The sequence below is a fragment of the Mycolicibacterium chitae genome, from assembly GCF_900637205.1.
GTDB classification, from domain to species: Bacteria; Actinomycetota; Actinomycetes; order Mycobacteriales; family Mycobacteriaceae; genus Mycobacterium; species Mycobacterium chitae.
In genome coordinates, this window is record NZ_LR134355.1 from 1756880 (window position 1) to 1776808 (window position 19929).

General features: G+C 70.3%; 17 protein-coding genes. 12 read left to right on the top strand and 5 right to left on the bottom strand.

The window, feature by feature from the left end; all coding sequences use genetic code 11:
• Positions 1-44: 44 nt before the first annotated feature.
• The 4 genes from EL338_RS08395 to EL338_RS08410 all read left to right on the top strand — a co-directional run bounded on the left by EL338_RS08395 (position 45) and on the right by EL338_RS08410 (position 4575).
• A complete protein-coding gene (locus EL338_RS08395) occupies positions 45-2129 on the top strand; it encodes an ABC transporter ATP-binding protein (protein ID WP_126333346.1) in 2085 nt (694 codons plus the stop codon).
• Positions 2126-2962 (top strand): energy-coupling factor transporter transmembrane component T family protein, encoded by an 837-nt coding sequence (locus EL338_RS08400; RefSeq protein ID WP_126333347.1) that lies wholly within the window; start codon positions 2126-2128, stop codon positions 2960-2962. Before EL338_RS08395 ends, EL338_RS08400 begins: the two co-directional genes overlap by 4 nt.
• A gap of 69 nt (positions 2963-3031) precedes the next feature.
• On the top strand, positions 3032-4279 hold the full coding sequence (locus tag EL338_RS08405) for a phosphotransferase family protein (protein ID WP_163792078.1): 1248 nt from the start codon (positions 3032-3034) through the stop codon (positions 4277-4279).
• Positions 4280-4317: 38 nt separating this feature from the next.
• Positions 4318-4575 (top strand): hypothetical protein, encoded by a 258-nt coding sequence (locus EL338_RS08410; RefSeq protein WP_126333349.1) that lies wholly within the window; start codon positions 4318-4320, stop codon positions 4573-4575.
• 100 nt (positions 4576-4675) lie between these two features.
• Here EL338_RS08410 and EL338_RS08415 read toward each other — a convergent pair whose 3' ends face one another.
• On the bottom strand, positions 4676-5248 hold the full coding sequence (locus tag EL338_RS08415) for a TetR/AcrR family transcriptional regulator C-terminal domain-containing protein (protein WP_235666407.1): 573 nt from the start codon (positions 5246-5248) through the stop codon (positions 4676-4678).
• A gap of 41 nt (positions 5249-5289) precedes the next feature.
• On the opposite strand from EL338_RS08415, the gene EL338_RS08420 reads away from it, so the two are divergent.
• Positions 5290-6552, top strand: a complete 1263-nt coding sequence (locus EL338_RS08420) for an FAD-dependent monooxygenase (RefSeq protein ID WP_197721923.1) — start codon at positions 5290-5292, stop codon at positions 6550-6552.
• A 45-nt stretch (positions 6553-6597) separates the two neighbouring features.
• Positions 6598-8061 (top strand): peptide MFS transporter, encoded by a 1464-nt coding sequence (locus EL338_RS08425; RefSeq protein WP_126333350.1) that lies wholly within the window; start codon positions 6598-6600, stop codon positions 8059-8061.
• Here EL338_RS08425 and EL338_RS08430 read toward each other — a convergent pair.
• The 3 genes from EL338_RS08430 to EL338_RS08440 are packed head-to-tail and all read right to left on the bottom strand — an operon-like array spanning position 8058 to position 11036.
• Entirely contained in the window at positions 8058-9368 is a 1311-nt protein-coding gene (locus EL338_RS08430) for an ABC transporter substrate-binding protein (RefSeq protein WP_126333351.1), read from the bottom strand. The two genes, EL338_RS08425 and EL338_RS08430, sit on opposite strands and share 4 nt — an antisense overlap.
• Complete coding sequence (locus EL338_RS08435) at positions 9365-10180, bottom strand: carbohydrate ABC transporter permease (protein WP_126333352.1); 816 nt, start codon at positions 10178-10180, stop codon at positions 9365-9367. The genes EL338_RS08430 and EL338_RS08435 overlap by 4 nt, the downstream gene beginning before the upstream one ends.
• Entirely contained in the window at positions 10167-11036 is an 870-nt protein-coding gene (locus EL338_RS08440; protein WP_126333353.1) for a carbohydrate ABC transporter permease, read from the bottom strand. The genes EL338_RS08435 and EL338_RS08440 overlap by 14 nt, the downstream gene beginning before the upstream one ends.
• A 30-nt stretch (positions 11037-11066) precedes the next feature.
• Between EL338_RS08440 and EL338_RS08445 the strand changes: the two genes are divergently transcribed.
• The 6 genes from EL338_RS08445 (at position 11067) to EL338_RS08470 (ending at position 18440) form a co-directional block, all read left to right on the top strand.
• Positions 11067-12563, top strand: coding sequence for a PucR family transcriptional regulator (locus EL338_RS08445; RefSeq protein ID WP_126333354.1), 1497 nt, complete (start codon positions 11067-11069; stop codon positions 12561-12563).
• 139 nt (positions 12564-12702) lie between these two features.
• Positions 12703-13950, top strand: a complete 1248-nt coding sequence (locus EL338_RS08450; protein WP_126333355.1) for an NAD(P)/FAD-dependent oxidoreductase — start codon at positions 12703-12705, stop codon at positions 13948-13950.
• Positions 13951-14032: 82 nt separating this feature from the next.
• Positions 14033-14485 (top strand): GreA/GreB family elongation factor, encoded by a 453-nt coding sequence (locus EL338_RS08455; protein ID WP_126333356.1) that lies wholly within the window; start codon positions 14033-14035, stop codon positions 14483-14485.
• A gap of 118 nt (positions 14486-14603) precedes the next feature.
• Positions 14604-16124: a TldD/PmbA family protein gene (locus EL338_RS08460; protein ID WP_126333357.1), complete on the top strand. Its 1521-nt coding sequence runs from the start codon at positions 14604-14606 to the stop codon at positions 16122-16124.
• Positions 16121-17494, top strand: a complete 1374-nt coding sequence (locus tag EL338_RS08465; protein WP_126333358.1) for a metallopeptidase TldD-related protein — start codon at positions 16121-16123, stop codon at positions 17492-17494. The genes EL338_RS08460 and EL338_RS08465 overlap by 4 nt, the downstream gene beginning before the upstream one ends.
• A 46-nt stretch (positions 17495-17540) precedes the next feature.
• Positions 17541-18440, top strand: a complete 900-nt coding sequence (locus EL338_RS08470) for a phosphodiesterase (protein WP_126333359.1) — start codon at positions 17541-17543, stop codon at positions 18438-18440.
• Positions 18441-18449: 9 nt separating this feature from the next.
• Here EL338_RS08470 and EL338_RS08475 read toward each other — a convergent pair whose 3' ends face one another.
• Positions 18450-19874 (bottom strand): stealth family protein, encoded by a 1425-nt coding sequence (locus EL338_RS08475; RefSeq protein WP_435404897.1) that lies wholly within the window; start codon positions 19872-19874, stop codon positions 18450-18452.
• Between the last annotated feature and the right edge of the window lie 55 nt (positions 19875-19929).

Here is a 19929-nt window from a genome sequence, read left to right on the forward strand (position 1 = left end):
ACCCGACTCCGGGCGCGGCGCCGCGGCCCTGGCAGAATCGTGAAATGACCGCAACCCGGCCCGCACCCCGTCCTGCGCGGGCCGGCTCGTTGCGTCCGGCCGAGATGGCCCAGGCCGCCGTCATGGCCGCGCTGTGCGCGGCGTGCGCGGTGATCGCCGTCGTCGTGCCCTTTGCGCAGGGCATTTCCCTGCTCGGCATGGTGCCCATGGGGTTGCTGGCCTACCGGTATCGGCTGCGGGCGCTGATCTCCGCGGCCTTCGCCGGCGGTGCGATCGCCTTCCTGGTGGCCGGCCTCGGCGGGTTCATGACCGTGATGATCTGCGCCTACATCGGCGGGCTGACCGGCATCGTCAAACGCAAGGGCCGCGGTGCGTTCACGGTGCTGGGCGCCAGCATCGTCGCCGGCGTGGCGTTCGGCCTCTTCGTGACGACCGCCCTGCTGGGGCTGTCCCGGCTGCGGCTGCTCATCTTCGACACCATCACCGCCAACGCCACCGGCCTGGCCCGCTTCAACGAGGCCGCGGCCCGCTTCCTGGACTGGATCGGCGTGGCGCCGTTCACCTGGCTGGCCGACGGGCTGGCCGCCACCGCGGACCCGATCCGCGACATCGTGGCCTGGGGGCTGCGGTACTGGCCGCTGCTGGTGATCGGCTACGCGGTGTTCTCCATCATGGTGGTCTCCATGATCGGGTGGTGGGTGCTGTCCCGGGTGCTCGAACAGCTCCGCGGCATCCCCGACGTCCACAAACTCGAGACCCCCGAGCCCGGCACCCCGGGCCCGCTGCCCGTGCAGCTGCGCGACGTCCGGTTCCGCTATCCCGGCGCCGAACACGACGCGCTGGCGCCCATCGACCTGGACATCAACGTCGGCGAACACATCGCCGTCACCGGCGCCAACGGTTCCGGCAAGACCACGCTGATGCTGCTGCTCGCCGGCCGTGAACCCACCTCCGGCACCGTGGCGCGCCCGGGTGCGGTCGCACTCGGCGAGGCCGACGGGACCTCGGTGGTGCTGCAGCATCCGGAGAGCCAGGTGCTGGGGACCCGGGTCGCCGACGATGTGGTGTGGGGCCTGCCCCCGGGCCGCGACGTCGATGTCGACGCCCTGCTCGACGAGGTCGGCCTGGCCGGCATGGGGGAGCGCGACACCGGCGGGCTGTCCGGCGGCGAGCTGCAGCGCCTGGCCGTCGCCGGCGCGCTGGCCCGCAACCCGTCGCTGCTGATCGCCGACGAGGTGACCTCGATGGTCGATCAGGCCGGCCGCGATGCCCTGCTCGAGGTGCTCTCCGGTCTGACCCGACGGCACTCGATGAGCGTCCTGCAGATCACCCACTACGCCGGCGAGGCCGAATCGGCGGACCGCATCGTGAGCCTGTCGGAATCGCGCGACAACACCGAGATGGTCGGCACCGCCGTCGTTCCCAGCGCCACCGGCGCCGTCGACCACAACGGCGCCGCCCCGGTCATCGAATTCGACCGGGTCAGTCACGAATACGGGGCGGGCACCCCCTGGGCCAAGTCCGCGCTGCGCGACATCAGCTTCACCGTGCACGAGGGCGACGGCGTGCTCATCCACGGCGGCAACGGCTCCGGTAAGTCGACGCTGGCCTGGATCATGGCCGGCCTGATCACCCCGACCGCCGGCACGGCGATGGTGGACGGCAAGCCCGCCGGCGACCAGTCCGGCGCGGTGGCGGTGGCCTTCCAGGCCGCCCGCCTGCAGCTGCTGCGGCCGCGGGTGGACCTCGAGGTGGCCTCGGCGGCCGGCTTCTCACCCGGCGACCACGATCGCGTCGTGGCCGCGCTGGCGCGGGTGGGCCTCGACGCCTCCCTGGCGCGCCGGCGCATCGACCAGCTCTCCGGCGGGCAGATGCGCCGGGTGGTGCTCGCGGGCCTGCTCGCGCGGTCCCCGCGGGTGCTGATCCTCGACGAGCCGCTGGCCGGGGTCGACGCCGCCAACCAGCGCAATCTGCTCGTGCTGCTCGAGGAGCTGCGCCGCGAGACCGGCCTGACGGTGGTGGTGATCTCGCACGACTTCGTCGGCCTCGAGGGGCTGTGCCCGCGCACCCTGCACCTGCGGGCCGGCGTGCTCGAGTCCGCGTCCGAATCGGCGAAGGAGCTGTCGTGACGGCACCGACGAAACGCCAGCGCCGGCCGGTCGTGCTGCTGCGCCCGGTGCCCGGCACCTCGCCGATCCACGAGCTGTGGGCCGGCACCAAACTGATCGTGGTCTTCACCCTGTCGGTGCTGCTGACGTTCTTCCCCGGCTGGGTGCCGATCCTCGGGGTCGGGGTGCTGGTGCTGGTGACGGCGAAGCTGGCGGGCATCACCCGCGGCGTGCTGCCGACGATCCCGTGGTGGCTGTGGCTGCTGCTGGCATTCGGGGCGCTGACCGCCGCGCTCGGTGCCGGCAGCCCCGAAATCACCGTCGGCTCCGTCGAACTGGGGCTGGGCGGGCTGTTGAACTTCACCCGCATCACTTTGCTGGCGGTGGTGCTGCTGGGCCTGTGCATGCTGGTGTCCTGGACGACGAACGTCTCCGAGATCGCCCCCGCCATCGCCACTTTGGGCCGGCCGTTCAAGGTCTTGCGCATCCCCGTCGACGACTGGGCGGTGGCCACCGCGCTCGCGCTGCGCTCCTTCCCGATGCTGCTCGACGAGTTCCGGGTGCTCTACGCCGCCCGCAAGCTGCGGCCGCGACCGCACTTCCCGCGGCGAATGCGGCTGCGCCGGCTCGGATTCGAACTCGTCGATCTGCTGGCCGCGGCCATCACGGCCGCGCTGCGCCGCGGCGACGAGATGGGCGACGCCATCACCGCCCGCGGCGGCACCGGACAGTTCTCGGCGACCAAGACCGGGCTGCGTCGCCGCGACGTGGTCGCCCTGGCGATCGTGTTCACCCTGTGCGCCGCGGCGCTGGGCTCCGAACTGTTCCTGCTGGGCACCAGCCCCGCGCCCTGACCGCCCAGATGAGAGCCCTCTCATCTGGGTCTCATGTCTCGCTCTGGGGCGCCGGGCATGGTGGTCGATATGTCTGTCCCCGCCCTGAATCTGCTGTTGGGGCCGGACGCCGCCGACATCCTGGCGGCCGCCGCCGGTGAGTACGAGGCGGACCTCACGGCGCTGCGGGTCGCCGACGCGCATGTCGCGCCGACCGGCGGTGTCCGGGTGCGGTATGTCGCCGACGTGCGACGGGCCGACGGCAGCGTTCGCGGCGAGGTGTTCGTCGCCGCGACCGGTGATCGCATCCCGGCCGGTGCCGCGGTGCTGGCCGGCGAGTTCGCGGGCACACCGGTCGAGGTGGGAGTGTGGCGCTGGCCACAGGACCCCGCGCTGCCCGGCATGGCGGTGGCCGCCCACCCCGCCCGCCTGGCCGAATTGCTGGCGTCCGCGGGCCTGACGGTGCCGCCGGCGCCGCGCATCTCGGTGCGCGCCTACCGGCCCGGGCAGCGCGCCGTGTTGGAGATCGGCTCCGAGGCCGGCGGCCCGCGCTGGTTCGTGAAGGTGGTGCGCCCCGCGCTGGTCCCCGAACTACAGCTGCGGCACCGGCTGCTCGGGGCCGCGCTGCCGGTGCCGCCGGTCGTGGCCGCCGACGAGCGGGGACTCATCGTGCTGCCCGAGGCGCCGGGCACCGTGCTGCGCCAACTGCTGGCCACCGACGCGGCGATCCCGTCACCGCAGGAGCTGCAGGACGTCCTGGACGCGCTGCCGGCCACACTGCTCGAATTACCCACGGGCCGCGGCCATCTGCGGCGCATCGAGGATTCGGCGCGGGTACTGGCGCTGACCACCGCGGCCAACCCGGCGGTGCCCGAGCGGCTCCGCGAGTCGGTGGCCGACCAACTACGTTCGGCGGCAAGCGAACCCGCCGGCCCCCTGGTGCCGGTCCACGGTGACTTCTACGAGGCGCAGCTGTTGATCGAGCACGGCCGCATCAGCGGCGTCATCGACGTCGACTCCGCCGGCCCCGGCGAGCGGGTCGACGAGTGGGCCAACCTGCTCGGACACCTCTCGGTGTTCGGGCTGCGCACGCCGCGCGCGGCGGCCTACGGCGCCGAGATCCTCGCCCACGCCCGGCGCCGCACCGACGCCGCGGATCTCGCGGTGCGCACCGCCGCGGTGGTGTTCGGCCTGGCCACCGGCCCGTTCCGGACCCAGCGCGACGGCTGGGCGCAGCGCACCCGGGAGCGCCTCGAGCTGGCGCAGCGCTGGTTGTCGAGCATGAGAACTCACTCATCTTCGGCTCCCGCGCCCCTCATCTTCGCGACCGATAGTTGAACTGTAAGAAAGAAACCCCTGCCGAACAGGAGAGCACTATGCAACGCCCAGCCCACTGGAAAGTCGTCACGGTCGGTGTGGCCCTGACCGGTCTCGGCATCGTCGGCGCCGGTGCCGCCGGAGCGGCGGTCGCCCCGGCCCCGACTGCCGGCATCGCGAGCATCGAGGCCCCGCTCAGCGTCGACGCCCCGCAGGTCGGGTTCGCCGCCATGAACGACGACTGGACCGATACCTACTGGGACGACGTGAGCTACCAGGGCCACGAGGACTGGACCGACACCTACTGGGACGACTGACCGCACTCCGGTCCGAGGGACGCGTATCCGCATGCGGGTACGCGTCCTTTTTCGTTTGCCCCACTCAGCATTTGGGTGCCGCGTCGGTCCGCACCTGAAGTCAGCGCGCGATGAGCTTCGCTATGCCGTAGTCGAATCGCTCGTCGAAAGACCCGTCTTGAACGAAGGGCCAGGTGCGGTGTAGGGCCCCGAGATGCTCGGATTCGGATTCGGCAACCGGTGCTCGGGGTAGAGCCTGCTCTTCCTGACACAGCCCTAGCGTCAGGTAGGCGACACACCAACACGTCCAGGCGGCTTCTTGCTCGGTGAAACCGCCGTCGAGGAAGGCGGCGGTGAGGGCATCGGCGACGGCCAGCGTCGCGGGTTCCGCTGCGTAGGTGCCCACGACCACGCTGGCGCCATCGCGATATGCCAGCAGTGCGCGCCGGTAACGGCGGGCAAGCTCCGCAGCGCGCTTTTGCCAGTGCTTCGGGAGCCCCTCCAGCGAGACACCGGCAACGATGGCGTCGGCCATCAGCTCATCAAGCCGCTTCTTGCTTTTGACGTGCCAGACAACGGTGTTCATGCGCACGCCCATCTGGCGTGCGACCGCTCTCAGGGAGACGCCGGCATAGCCCTGGTCGTTCAGGACCTGCAGGGCTGCCTGAATCACTTCCGCTTGACCCTTGGTCACTGACCCAGTGTAATGGGTTCAAAGTTCTTGGTCAGTGATCAATGGAGTCGACGATGAGCGATGTTGTTGTGGTCGGAGCGGGGCCGACGGGTCTGTGGCTGGCGGGGGAACTGCGGCTCGGTGGCGCCGGCGTCACGGTGCTGGAGGAGCGGGAGCGCCGCAATCCCCGCTCGAAGGCTCTGACCATCCACCCCCGCACGATCGAAATCCTCGACAGCCGCGGAGTGGCGGACCCGTTCTTGGCCGAGGGAATCCGCATCCCCAACGGCCACTTCGCCGGATTGCCCGACCGGATGGACTTTTCGGTGCTCGAGACGCCGTACCCGTTCACTCTTGCGGTGCCGCAGGCCCGTACAGAGGAGCTGCTCGAAAGGCGAGCGCGCGATCTCGGTGCGGTCATTCGCCGCGGCTGCCGGGTCACCTCGTTAACAGCCGAGGGTGTCAGGCTGAGCAGCGGAGAGAGGGTCGACGCGGCCTTTGTCGTGGGGTGCGATGGCACCCGCAGCGTGGTCCGTGAGGCGGCCGGGATCGAGTTCTGCGGAACCGAGGCCACTACGTGGGGTTGGCTGGGTGACGTGGTGCTGGCCGCCCCTCCGTCCCAGCTCGGTTCGACGGTGCGCAACGCCGAGGGTTTCGTGATGGTCGTACCACTTCCTGGCGGTCTCCACAGGTTGGTGGGCAGCGATCCCGCGAGCAACCAATCCGCATACCCGGGAGAACTCACCCTCGAAGTCCTGCGGGAAACGGTGCGCCGGATCGCCGGTACCGACTTCGGGATGCGCGACGCGGTATGGCTGTCGCGGTTCAGCAATGAAACTCGCCAAGCGACGTCCTATCGACGGGGCAACGTCCTGCTGGCCGGAGACGCCGCCCATATGCATTTCCCCGCCGGCGGAGTGGGCATGAACGTCGGCATCCAAGACGCGCACAATCTGGGCTGGAAGCTCGCCGGCGTCGTCACCGGCACGGCGGCCAGCACACTCCTGGACAGCTACGAGCGGGAACGCCGCCCGGTCGGTGCTGATCTGCTGGAACACACCCGGGCGCAGACGGCCCTCATGACTGCTTTCAGCCCCGAAGGCGATGCCTTACGGGCCGTGGTCAGCGAGCTCATCGCGACAGTTCCCGACGTGTCGAGGTTTCTGGCGGGCCGGCTTTCGGGCCTCAGCGTCTCCTACCCCACGGGTCAGCGCGCGCCGAACCTGTCCCTTCCCGACGGGGGAACGCTCTTCGAGCGACTGCGCACCGGAGAGCACGTCGAGACCGACATGGGCCTGGTGCGCCCCGACGGCCACTTTGCCTGACGGATTCGCCGCCGATGCGGCACCGGGAGTGCAAGGGTGGTGTCCATGTCTACCGCCGACACCTCCTCCGAGCAGCAGGGCCGCACGGTATTCGGCCATCCCATCGGCCTGACCAACCTGTTCGGCGTCGAACTGTGGGAACGGTTCTCGTTCTACGGAATGCTGACCATCCTCGGCTACTACCTGTACTACTCGGTCACCGACGGCGGCCTGGGCCTGGCGCAGAGCACCGCCACGGGCATCGTCGGCGCCTACGGCGGGTTGGTCTACCTGTCGACCGTGCTGGGCGGCTGGATCGCCGACCGGGTGCTCGGCATGGAACGCACGGTGTTCTACGGCGGGATCGTGGTGATGGCCGGGCACATCGCGCTGGCGGTGCTGCCCGGCATGTCCGGGGTGGGCGTCGGGCTGGTGCTGGTGGCGCTGGGGTCCGGCGCGCTGAAGGCCAACGCGTCCTCGCTTCTGGGCACGCTGTACGCGAAGGGTGACCCGCGCGCCGACGGTGGCTTCACCCTGTTCTACCTGGGCATCAACCTGGGCGCGTTCGCCGGGCCGCTGATCACCGGCCTGCTGCAGACCCGGGTCGGGTTCCACTGGGGCTTCGGCGCGGCCGCGGTCGGCATGGCGCTCGGTCTGGCCCAGTACGTGGTGTTCCGGCGCAACCTCGGCACGCACGGCCGCGACGTGCCGAACCCGTTGCCGCGCAGCGCCGTCGGCAAGAGCGTCGCGGTGATCGCCGGGGCCGTCGTCGTCATCGTCGCGGTCGTCGCGCTGGGCTGGGTGACGCTGGCCAACCTGTCGCAGGCGACCACCCTGGTGATCGCGCTGGCGTCGATCGCCTACTTCGCGATCATGCTGACCAACGCGCGGGTGACGGCCGTGGAGCGGACCCGGGTGCGCGCGTTCATCCCGCTGTTCGTCGCCAACGCCGTGTTCTGGTCGTTGTTCCAACAGATCTTCACCGTGCTCGCGGTCTACTCCGACGAGCGGATGAACTGGTCGATCTTCGGCTGGACGGCGCCGTCGAACTGGATCGGTTCCTTCGAACCGGTCTGGATCATCCTGCTCTCGCCGCTGTTCGCGCTCATGTGGACGCGGCTGAGCAACCGCGCACCGACCACGCCGCGCAAGTTCGCCTACGGCGTCATCGGAATGGGCCTGGCGTTCCTGTGTTTCGTGCCGCTGGCCGGCACTGAGGGCCGCTCGGTGCCGGTGCTGATCATCGTCGCGATCATGGCCGCCTTCGCGGTCTCGGAGCTGCTGCTCTCACCCATCGGGCTGTCGGTGACCACCAAGCTGGCACCCGAGGCGTTCCGCGCGCAGATGATGGCGCTGTACTTCTTCTCGGTCGGCCTCGGTACCGCGATGTCGGGGGTGTTGGCCGGGTACTACGAGGCCGCCCGCGAGGTCGCCTACTTCGGCATCCTCGGCGCCGTCGCGGTCGTGGTCGGCCTGCTGGTGTTCGCGATCGCGCCGTGGATCAGCCGGCACATGGAGGGCGTGCACTAACGCGCGGCGGCGGTGTTGGCCGCCTCCTGCGCCTGCCGCAACGCGCGGGGGACCGGCAGCCGGCCCAGGAACATCTCGTCGAAATACGGTTTGAGCGCGGTGAATCCGGCCGCGAATCCGGTGCCGCCCGGGGCGCTCAGGTGGGGGCCGTCGAGCACGTCGAAGAACGGGTCGACGTCGACCCCGCGCCGCGCCCAGTAGTCGTGATAGACCCGTTGGGCACTGCGGACCGCCGGAATCGCCGCGCCACCGGCACCGAGGTAGGAGTTGCCCTCGGTGCTGCCCAGCCAGGCCAGCACCCGCCGCGTCGCTTCGGGGTGCTTGGTCGCCGAATTACCGGCGGCCACAATGCCGTTGGTGACGCTGACCCGGCCGGCCGGACCGCGCGGCAGCATCGCCACCCCCCACTCGAAGGGCGCCTGGGCCACGTTGGCCAGGTTGTAGGTGCCCGACTGGAACAGCGCCATCCGCCCGGCGAGGAACTGGTTGCGGGAGAAGTCGCCGTTGTCGTTGGTGGCCGAGGCCGGCGGGGCCGCGTGATCGGTGTTGATCAGGCCCACCAGGTAGTCGAATGCCGTTGCCGACGGCGGATTGTCGAACGTGAACCGGTCGTCGGCGGAGAACGTGCCACCGGCGGAGCCGATGAAGTTCAGGTAGATGCCCTGCAGGTCGTTGGCGGCGTTGTAACCCCACTGCCGGATCCGGCCGGGGTCGAAGCCCGGTTGCCCGGCGCGGCGGCCCCGCGCGTCGACGGTCAGCCGCATGGCCAGCGGCCGCAGCGAGTCCGCGGGCGTGCCCCACTCCAACTCGGCGAGGTCGGCCGGGTCGACGCCGGCTTGCGCCAGCAGTTCGGCGTTGTAGTACAGCGCGATGCCGGCATCGGTCAGCTGGGGTACGCCCCACAGCGTTTGGTCCCGGGTGAACTGGTCGACGACCGCGGGCTCCCAGTCCGGCGACGGTGTGATGGGCAGCAGCCGTCCGCTGTCGGCGTAGCCGGCGAAGTAGGCGTTGCTGATCCAGAAGATGTCGTCGGCGCTGCCGCCGGCGACGTCGGTGCGCAGCGAATCGAAGTAGCCGGCGTAGGCGACGACGTCGACCCGCACCTCGATGTCGGGGTTGGCGGCGCTGAACGCGGCCAGCGATTCCCGGTAGGCGGCGGCGACCTGTTGATCCCACAGCCGCAGCGTGAGCACCGTCCGGCCCGCCGGGGAGGTTTCCCGGCCCAGCCACACCGCCGTCGTCAACAGGCACACGAGCACCGCGACCACGCCGAGGGCGAACCACGTCGAGAACCGGGGTCTGCTCATTTGAGCCCCGTCACGACGATCGAGCGGGTGATGTGGCGTTGGAAGGCCAAGAACAGCACGAGCAACGGCACGATCGCGATCGTGGTCGCGGCCATCACCAGCGTCCACTGCGCGTTGTACTGCGACTGCAGACCCGCGGTCGCCACCGTCAACACCCGCCACTGCGACCCGCTGGTGATCACCAGCGGCCACATGAACGAATTCCACTGTGAGACCACGGTGATCAGCGCCAGCGTCACCAGGATCGGCCGCGACGACGGCAACACCACGTGCACCAGCACATCGAGGGTGTTGGCGCCGTCGATGCGCGCGGCCCGCTCCAGATCCCGCGGTATCGCGCGGAAGTGCTCGCGTAGCAGGAAGATCGCATAGGGTGAGCCGAACACGAACGGCAACACCAACGCCCAGAACGTGTTCCGCAGACCCAACTGGGCCATCATCAGATACAGCGGCACCACCGTCACCGTGGCCGGCACCATCAGCGTCGCGATGTACACCCAGAACAACGTGTCGCGGCCGGGAAACTCCAACCGCGCGAACGCATACGCTGCCAGCACCGAGAACGTCAACTGACCCACCAGGATCACCGCGGTCATCAGCGCCGTCACCACCAGCGCGCGGCCGAACCCGAAACCGGCCAGCCCGGAATAGTTCTCCAGCGTCGGCGGGTCCGGCCACGACAGCGGTGACCCGGTCGCGAACTGTTCCGCCGAGGTGAACGACGTCAGCAGCCCCAGCGAGAACGGCGCCAGCGTGATCACCGCGCCCACCATCAGGCCCAGGTAGATCAGCCACGATCTAGGTGAGGTCATAGCTGATCCGTCTCCGGAAATACAGGTGCTGCGCCACGGTGATCCCCACCAGGATGACGAACAACACCAGCGCCATCACCGCGGCCCGCCCGATCGCGGCCGCGCCGAACGCCTCGGCGTAGATGCGGTGCGCCACCAGATCGGTGCGGTGTTGCGGCCCACCGCCGGTCAGCGCGTACACGGTGTCGAAGACCTGCGCGGCGCTGATGACCCCCGTCACGGCGACGAAGAACAGCGTGGGCCGCATCATCGGCAGCGTGATCCGCCAGAACCGCTGCCACGACGACGCCCCGTCGATCGTCGCGGCGGCGTGCACCTGCGGCGGAATGGCCAGCATGCCCGCGACGAAGAACAACGTCGTGTAGCCCACCCCGGACCACACGGTGACCGCCGAGACCACCGGCAGCGCCAGGCCCGGATCGGTCAACCAGTCGATCTGCCGCCCCAGCACGGTGGCCACCGCGCCGTCGGTGGGCGCCAGGATCCAGCGCCACAGCACCGCGATCGCCAGCGGCGCGCACACCCACGGCAGCACGTACAGCGTCCGAAACACCCCGCTGCCCGGCAACTCCCGCGCCAGCAGCGCCGCGGCCACCAGACCCAGCGCCATCTGCGTCGGCACCACCAGCGCGATGAACCCCAGGGTCACCAGCAGCGAGTTGCCGAATACCGGGTCGGTGAGCACCGAGCGCCAATTGTCCAGTCCCACATAGCTGATCGGGCCCAGCAGATCCCAGCGGTGCAGGCTCAGCCACGCCACCACCAGCATCGGCAGCAGCAGGAACGCCAGCACGCCGAACAGGCTGGGCGCCAACAACGCATAGCCCACTGCGGTGGATCGTGCGCGCCTGGGCATGGGGACATTAAACCTGGATAGGCTGCGAAGGTGATCACCCTCGACCGGCTCGTCAACGTGCTCGGCGGGTACGGCGTGGTCTCGCGGCTGGGCGCGGTGCCCCGGTCGACCGAACTGCGCAGCGTGGTGCTGCCCGAACCACCCGGCCCCAAGGTGGCCGGCGACGTGCTGCTGGCCCTGGGTGCGGCCTCGGTGGCCGACGGGATACGGCTGGCGCGCGATGTGGGTGCCACCGCGGTGCTGGTGCGCGCCGACGGCAGCGCCGACGCCGACGACGTCGCCGTCCTGCAGGTCGAGCCGACGGTGCCGTGGAGCGAGTTGGCCGCGGTGGTCTACGGCCTGGTGCTCGAGGGCCGCGAGACCGAGTCCGGCCGCGGGCCCACCGACCTGTTCGCGCTGGCCGACACCCTGGCCGACGCCATCGGCGCGCCGCTGACCATCGAGGACCGCCACTCCAACCTGCTGGCCTACTCCCGCGGGCAGGTCGACGCCGACCCGGTGCGCACCCAGACCATCCTGGGTCGGCGCGCCCCCGAGTCGCTGCGCCGGCGGTTCGTCGAGCGCGGCGTGTACGCGCGGCTGATGGCCGGCGAAGATCCGTTTTTCATCCCCGCCGAGGACGAATCCGGGATGCGCGGGCGGATGGTGGTCGCGGTGCGGGTGGGCCGGGAACTGCTGGGATCGGTGTGGGTGAGCACCCCGCGGACGCTGCGGGGGGCCGCGCGGCGCGCGCTGGCCGACGGGGCCCGCACGGTGGCGCTGCACCTGCTGCGGTCGCGGGCCAGTGCGGATCTGGAGCGCCAGGTCGAGTCCGAAGCGGTGATCCGGCTGCTGGAGGGCACCCCGGACGCCGCGAGCCTGGCCAGCCGCCTGGGCCTGCCGCCGGGGTCGCTGCAGGTGATCGCGGTGCGCCCGCGCGCCGAGACCGAACCGCACACCGCGCTGCTGATGGCCTTCGAGCAGGCCACCGCCGGTTTCGGCTGGTCGCGGCCCGGCCGCAGCGCGGTCGTGGAGAACATCGTCTACACCGTGCTGCCGCTCGACGCCGCCCACGACGCGGCGCGCTCCTGGGTGGCCGCGCTGGCCGATGCGCTGCCCGAATCGGCCACGCTGTGGGCCGGGATCAGCGGCCCGGCCACCGCCGATGAGCTGGTCGCCGCGCGTCGCGAGGCCGACGAGTGCCTGGCGCTGCACGAGGCCGCCGGGGGCGATCCGCCCAGGTACGACGAGTGCTGGGACGACATCCTGCTGCAGCGGCTGCGGGCGGCCGCGGGTTCGGGGCGGGGGCCCACGCGCGGCCCGGTCGCCGAACTCCTCCGCCACGACGAGGACAACGGCACCCGCTTCGTGGTGACGCTGCGGGCCTGGCTGGAGGCCCAGGGGGATGCGGCCGGCGCCGCGGAGATCCTCGGCGTGCACGAGAACACCGTGCGTAATCGGTTGCGCAAGCTGATCCGGGTGGCGCGGGTGGATCTCAGCGATCCCCGCAAACGGATGGCGTTGATGATCGAACTGGCGGCACTCTAGGCGCTGTTGTAACGCCACAATCTGTAGGGTGTTGGTTGTGGGCTGACCACATGAGGTGTGGTCATCGCTGCCCCATCATGGAAGTAACGACTGTGGGGGACGCAACTACGGGAACTCGACTACCAGGGGAGGTGACACGATGACCGAGCGCATCGACGGCGGACCACGCTCTGTGGTCGTCGTGGGCGCCGGGATCGTCGGCCTCTCCACCGCGTGGTTCCTGCAGGAACGCGGCATCGAGGTCACCGTCGTCGACCGCGAGGGTGTGGCCGCCGGTGCCTCCTGGGGTAACGCCGGGTGGATCTCGCCCGCGCTGACCATTCCGCTCAACCAGCCCTCGGTGCTGCGCTACGGCCTCAAGTCCCTGTTCAGCCGGACGGCGCCGCTGCACATCCCGCTCAGCGCGGACGTCGGTCTGCTGCGGTTCCTGACCAAGTTCGCGCTCAACTGCCGGCGCTCCCGCACCGACCAGGTGATCCGGGCCAATCTGCCGCTCAACGAGGAGTGCCTCGAGGCCTACGACGTCCTGATCGGCAACGGGGTCGAGGCCCCGCGCACCGACGCGGCGATCACCGCGCTGTTCGAGAACGCCGGGCAGGCCAAGGAGTTGCGCCGCGAACTGCAGGACATGCGCGACGCCGGCCAGCACGTCGAGGTCACCGAACTGTCGGGTCCGCAACTGCGCGAACGGGTTCCGCTGGCGGCGGACGCGGCCACCGTCGGGCTGGCGGTCGAGCATCAGCGCTACGTCGACCCCGGGCATTTCGTGACCGCCCTGGGCCGCGCCGTCACCGAGCGCGGCGCCGAGATCCGGGAACTGCGCGTCACCGACATCACGCACTACCGCCGTCAGGCCGCGGTGCACGCCTTCGGTGGTGAGATGCTGACCGCCGACGCGGTGGTGCTGGCCACCGGTGCCTGGCTGCCCGATCTGACCCACCGGTGGGTGCGCGCCGAAGTCCGTGCGGGACGGGGCTATTCGTTCACCGTTCCGGTGGCGCGTCCCATCCCCGGCCCGATCTACCTGCCGACCCAGCGGGTCGCGTGCACGCCGTATCGCGACGGCCTGCGCGTGGCGGGCACCATGGAGTTCCGCGGACCCGACGATCCCATCGACCCGGCGCGGGTGCGCGCGGTCGCCGAATCGGCCGCCCACCTGCTCGACGGCGTGGACTGGGACCGGATGCACGACGTCTGGGTCGGCCCGCGCCCCGTCACCGCCGACGGCCTGCCGCTGATCGGCCGGCTCGACGACGGAGTGTTCGTCGCCGGGGGACACGGAATGTGGGGCCTCGCGCATGGCCCTGTCACAGGCCGGCTGCTCGCGGAGCAGATCAGTACCGGCAAACAACCCGACGCGCTACGGCCCTTCGAGCCGTACCGGTAAGCCTCCACCCACGTCGTCAGGGGCGGTGCGATTTGCCACCCGCCCCTGACGACAGCCTTTCTATCCCAAGGAGATTCACACCATGACGACCGCACAACGGATCTGGCTGACACCGGCCGCCCACGAGAAGTTGCAGGAGGAGCTCGAGACCCTGCAGCAGTGGACGGACGACAACATCGATTCGTCCGACCAGAACGCTGAGGCGGTCCGGCGCGCCCAGCAGACCCGCATCCAGGAGATCCACGAGATCCTCGGCAACGCCATCGTCGGTGAGGAACCGCCGAACGACGGCGTCGCCGAGCCCGGCATGGTGCTGACCATCCGCTACGAGGGCAGCGACGACACCGAGGAATTCCTGCTCGGTACCCGCGGCGCCGATTACGGCGGCATCGAGGTCTACTCGCCGAGCTCGCCGCTGGGCGCGGCCATCAACGGTGCCCGCGTGGGCGACACCCGCAGCTACGAGTTGCCCAACGGCAGCTCGCAGGACGTCACCCTGCTCAGCGCCGTGCCCTACGGCCTGCGCAAGGACTAGCCGCCATCACGACCGCTCTGCCCGCCCGGCCGCGCTGCCGGGCGGGCAGAGCGTGTGCGCATAACACGCCCTACCTTCGGCGATGCCGGCGCTGCTCCGGCCCGCTACAGTGCCAATCGTGACGGCCCGCCGCGAAGTCGACGCTGATTTCCTTGCCCTGCCGCGCCACGAGCTGGCCGCGGCCGCGCTGGAGGCCGCCGTGGCCGCCGGCGCCAGCTACGCCGATCTGCGCATCCACCGCATCGCCAACGATGTGGTGCACCTGCGCGACGGCGAACTCGAGACCGCGGTGGAATCCCGCGAGATCGGGCTGGCCGTCCGCGTGATCGTCGACGGCACGTGGGGCTTTGCCTCCAACGCCGAGTTGTCGGTGCAGGTGGCCGCCGAGACCGCCCGCCGCGCGGTGTACGTGGCGAGGACGCTGGCGCCGTTGAACACCGAACGCATCGAACTGGCCGCCGAGCCGGTCTACCGCGATGCGCACTGGGTGTCGAGCTACCGGATCGACCCGTTCGAGGTGCCGACCGCCGAGAAGATCGAGGTCCTCGGCGAGTACTCGGGTCGGCTGCTGGCCGCCGACGGCGTCGACCACGTCTCGGCGGGGCTCAACTGCGCCAAGGAGCAGACCTTCTACGCCGACACCTACGGGTCCTCGATCACCCAGCAGCGGGGGCGGCTGCAGGCGTTGCTCAACGCCGTGGCCGTCGATGCCGCCTCGGGCACCTTCGAATCCATGCGCACCCTGGCCCCGCCCACCGGCCGCGGCTGGGAGGCGGTGCGCGACGACGAGGTCTGGGACTGGAGCGGCGAACTGACGCAGCTGCCCGAACTGCTGGCCGAGAAGACCAAGGCGCCCAGCGTGACCGCCGGGCCCACCGACCTGGTGATCGATCCGAGCAACCTGTGGCTGACGATCCACGAATCCATCGGGCACGCCACCGAATACGATCGCGCCATCGGCTACGAGGCTGCCTACGCCGGCACCTCGTTCGCGACCCCGGACAAGCGCGGCATCCTGCAGTACGGCTCGCCGGTGATGAACGTGACCGCCGACCGGACCGTCCAATACGGCCTGGCCACAGTCGGTTACGACGACGAGGGCGTGCAGGCGCAGAGCTGGGACCTGATCCGCGACGGCGTCTTCGTCGGCTATCAGCTGGACCGGGTGTTCGCCCCGCGGATGGGCGAGCAGCGCTCCAACGGCTGCTCGTATGCCGACTCGCCGCACCACGTGCCGATCCAGCGGATGGCCAACGTCAGCCTGCAGCCGGCCGATCAGGACATCAGCACCGCCGATCTGATCTCCCGGGTCGAGGACGGCATCTACGTCGTCGGCGACAAGTCGTGGTCGATCGATATGCAGCGCTACAACTTCCAGTTCACCGGGCAGCGGTTCTACCGCATCCGCGACGGCCAACTCGACGGTCAGCTGCGCGATGTCGCCTACCAGGCCACCACCACCGAGTTCTGGAACTCCATGGAGGCCGTCGGCGGACCGTCGACCTGGCAGCTGGGCGGGGCGTTCAACTGCGGCAAGGCCCAGCCCGGGCAGGTCGCCGCGGTGAGTCACGGTTGCCCGTCGGCGCTGTTCCGAAAAGTCAACGTGCTCAACACCCGCACCGAAGGAGGGCACTCATGATCCCGGCGCAGCAGGTCGTGGACATGGTGCTGGCCGAGGCCGCCCGGGCCGGTGGGGTCGACGAGACCATCGTCATGGTGCGCGACACCGCGGATGCGGCGCTGCGCTGGGCGGGCAATTCGATGACCACCAACGGGGAATCGGTGCAGCGCAGCACCATCGTGATCTCCATCGTCCGGTCCGGGGAGACCGCCAAGGTCGGCTCGCTGAGTTCCACCGACGTGGACCCCGCCGCGATTCCCGCACTGGTGGCCGCCTCCCAGCAGGCCGCGCGCTCGGCGCCGGACGCCCGCGACGCGGTCCCGCTGCTGACCGGCAGCGGCGACCCCGACGACTGGGATCAGGCGCCCGCCGCCACCGGGGCCGACGCCTTCGGCGGTGTTGCGGCCGCGCTCAGCCGCGGCTTCGAGGGCTCCGACAAGCTGTACGGGTTCGCCCACCACATCGTCGAAACCACCTATCTGGCAACCTCTACCGGTGTTCGGCGGCGGTTCACCCAGCCCACCGGGTCGGTGGAGATCAACGCCAAGCGCGGCGAGGCCAGTGCCTGGGCGGGCACCAGCACGCCGTGGTTCGTCGAGGTGCCCGTCGACGACCTGCTCGCCGAACTGTCGATGCGGCTGGACTGGGCCAAGCGCACCGTGGAACTGCCGGCCGGTCGCTACGAGACGCTCATGCCGCCCTCGACGGTCGCGGACATGATGATCTACCTCGGCTGGACGATGGAGGGCCGCGGCGCGCAGGAGGGCCACACCGCTTTGTCGGCACCCGGCGGCGGCACCCGGGTGGGGGAGAAGCTCACCGATCTGGGCCTGACGCTGTACTCCGATCCGTTGGCGCCCGGCCTGGAATGCACGCCGTTCGTGTCGGTGGGCGGATCCTCGGAGACCATGTCGGTGTTCGACAACGGCATGACCCTCGACCGGGTGGACTGGATCCGTGACGGCGTGATCAACGCGCTGGCCTATCCGCGGGCCGCGGCCGCCGAGTTCGACGTCCCCGTCGCGGTACCGTGCTCGAACCTGCTGATGACCGGCGGCACAGCGGAATTGGCGGATCTGGTGGCCGCCACCGAGCGCGGCCTGCTGCTGACCACGCTGTGGTACATCCGCGAGGTGGACCCGACCACCCTGCTGCTGACGGGGCTGACCCGCGACGGCGTGTACCTGGTCGAGGACGGCGAGGTGACCGCGGCGGTCAACAACTTCCGGTTCAACGAGAGCCCGCTGGACCTGCTGCGACGGGCCACCGAGGCCGGCATCGCCGAGGTGACGCTGCCGCGCGAGTGGGCCGACTGGGCGACCCGCGCGCGGATGCCGTCGCTGCGGATCCCGGACTTCCACATGTCCTCGGTCAGCCAGGCGCAATAGGCGGGTCGTAATGCGGTCCGCATAGTCGGGCTATACGGTGGTCGGCATGGGCGAGGTGCGTGAGGCCGAGCATGGCCGTCCCACACATCGACTGGTGCACCTGAGCGACACGCACCTGGTCGGGGCCGGACGGTTGTACGGACAACTCGACGCCGAGGCTCGGCTGCAGCAGATCCTGGAGGAGATGCTGGCCTCGCAGGCGCGCGTCGATGCGCTGATCTTCACCGGGGACCTGGCCGACCGGGGTGAACGGCAGGCGTACACCCGGTTGCATGAACTGGTCGCACCGGTGGCCACTGAGCTTGGGGCGCAGGTCATCTGGGTGATGGGCAACCACGACGACCGGGCGAACTTCCGGGCCGAGTTCCTGCCCGCGGCGCCGGGGACCGGTGCCGTCGACTACGTCTACGACCTCGATGGTCTGCGGGTGGTCACCCTCGACACGACCGTGCCGGGGCACCACCACGGCGAGATCGACGAACAGCGTCTGCAGTGGCTGGCGGCGCAGCTGGCCACCCCGGCCCCGCACGGCACGATCCTGGCGATGCACCACCCGCCGATCCCGTGCGTCCAGGACCTGGCGGTGCTGGTCGAACTGCGGGAGCAGACCCGGTTGGCCCGGGTCCTGCGGGGCACCGATGTGCGGGCGATCCTGGCTGGGCACCTGCACTATTCGACCTCGGCGACCTTCGCCGGCATCCCCGTCTCCGTCGTGGCGGCCACCTGCTACACCCAGGACCTCAACGCGCCCGTCGGCGCGCAGCGCGGCCGCGACGGCGCGCAGTCGAGCAACCTCGTGCACGTGTATCCGGACACGATCGTGCATTCGGTGGTGCCCATCGGCACCTACGCCACGGTCGGGGAGGCGGTGTCGGCCGACGAGACGGCCCGCCGGCTGCGGGAGGCCGGGATCCGGATTCCCGGCGCTCCGCTGCTGCCCACCTAGCCTCGGCGGCTACCCGATGTCGGGGTCGGGACGTTCCCACGGGGCCGGAATCGGGAAGTAGGACCGCAGGAACTTCGTCATCGCCTTGGCGCGCTTGCGCGGCGACACTTCCTCGTCGGCGTCGTCGTTGAGGCAGAAGAAGTCGACCGAACGGTGCTTCAGCAGCGTCTTCATCTCCCGCAGACCGGCTTTGGTGGTGGTGTCGATGTAGCGGGCCTGCGCGCCGTGCTGCACCACGGCCCGGCCGCTGAGCAGCGCGTAGTAGTGGTACAGGGAGTTGGTCACCGAGATGTTGTCCCGGGCCCGGAACGGGCTGGCGGCCGTCGCCGCGAACTCCTCGGGGAACTCCGCTTCCAGCTCGGCCATCACCGACCTGCGCAGCGGGGTCGCGGCGTGCGCCAGATGCCGGGTGGTCACCGCGCCGTAGCGGCTGTGCAGCAGGCGCCGGTTGACCCGGGCGGCGTTCTCGAAGCCGCTGCGGTGCTTCTCCGGGCTGCCCAAGCCGATCCGGGTCTCGTCCTCGATGAACTTGGTGATCCCGCCGGGGGAGAAGAAGATCTCCGGGCCTACCGGTTGCCCGAAGAACATGTCGTCGTTGGCGTAGAGAAAGTGTTCGGACAGCCCCGGGATGCGGTGCAACTGCGATTCCACGGCCTGCGAGTTGTAGGTGGGCAGCACCGACGGGTCGGCGAAGAACTCCTCGCTGCGCACGAACCGCACCCGCTGATCGTCGGCCAGCCAGGACGGGCGGGCGCAGTCGGTGGCGACGAAGATCTGCCGGACCCACGGCGCATACATGTGCACCGAGCGCAGCGCGTACCGCAGCTCGTCGACGTGGCGGAACCGGGCCGCGGAATCGTCGCCGGCCCCGACCACGTGGCCCGCCATCGCCTCGGCGCGTTGGCGCTGCCACTGCAGGTCCGCGCCGTCGACCCAGGAGAACACCAGGTCGATGTCGAAGGTGACGTCGCCGGCGTGGGTGGCGAACATGTGCTGCAACGTCGGCCAGGTGTGGCCGTAGCGTTCCACCGTGGTGCGCACCGCCTCGTGCGCGGGGATGGCACTGCGGGTCAAGACATTTGGCGCAGGTGCGGTGATGGTGTCGCCGGTGAACGACCACAGCTGGATCTGCACGCCCGCTTCCTGCTCGCGGCGCAGGCCGTCGTTGCGCTGCGCGCGCGGCCGAAACACCCGGAAAATGCGGGCATCTGGGCCCAACGCGAACGCGGCGTCCGCGGTGACGGTCGCGTGCGGAATCTCGGCGTCGACCACCGAGCACTGCACGGGCTGGCGGGCGTCGGCCAGGACCGCCGCGAAGACGGCGCGATCCGCCTGGTCGATGGCGATCACGGGCCGCCGATCGGTGTCCTGGATCAGCAGATAGTCGAGGCGGGCGGTCGCGAGGACCGCGCGGAGGAACAACAGGTCTTCCACGAGGGCTTCGCGGGGGATCGCCGAGGCATTCGGCAGCGGGTGTCTGTGATGCGGG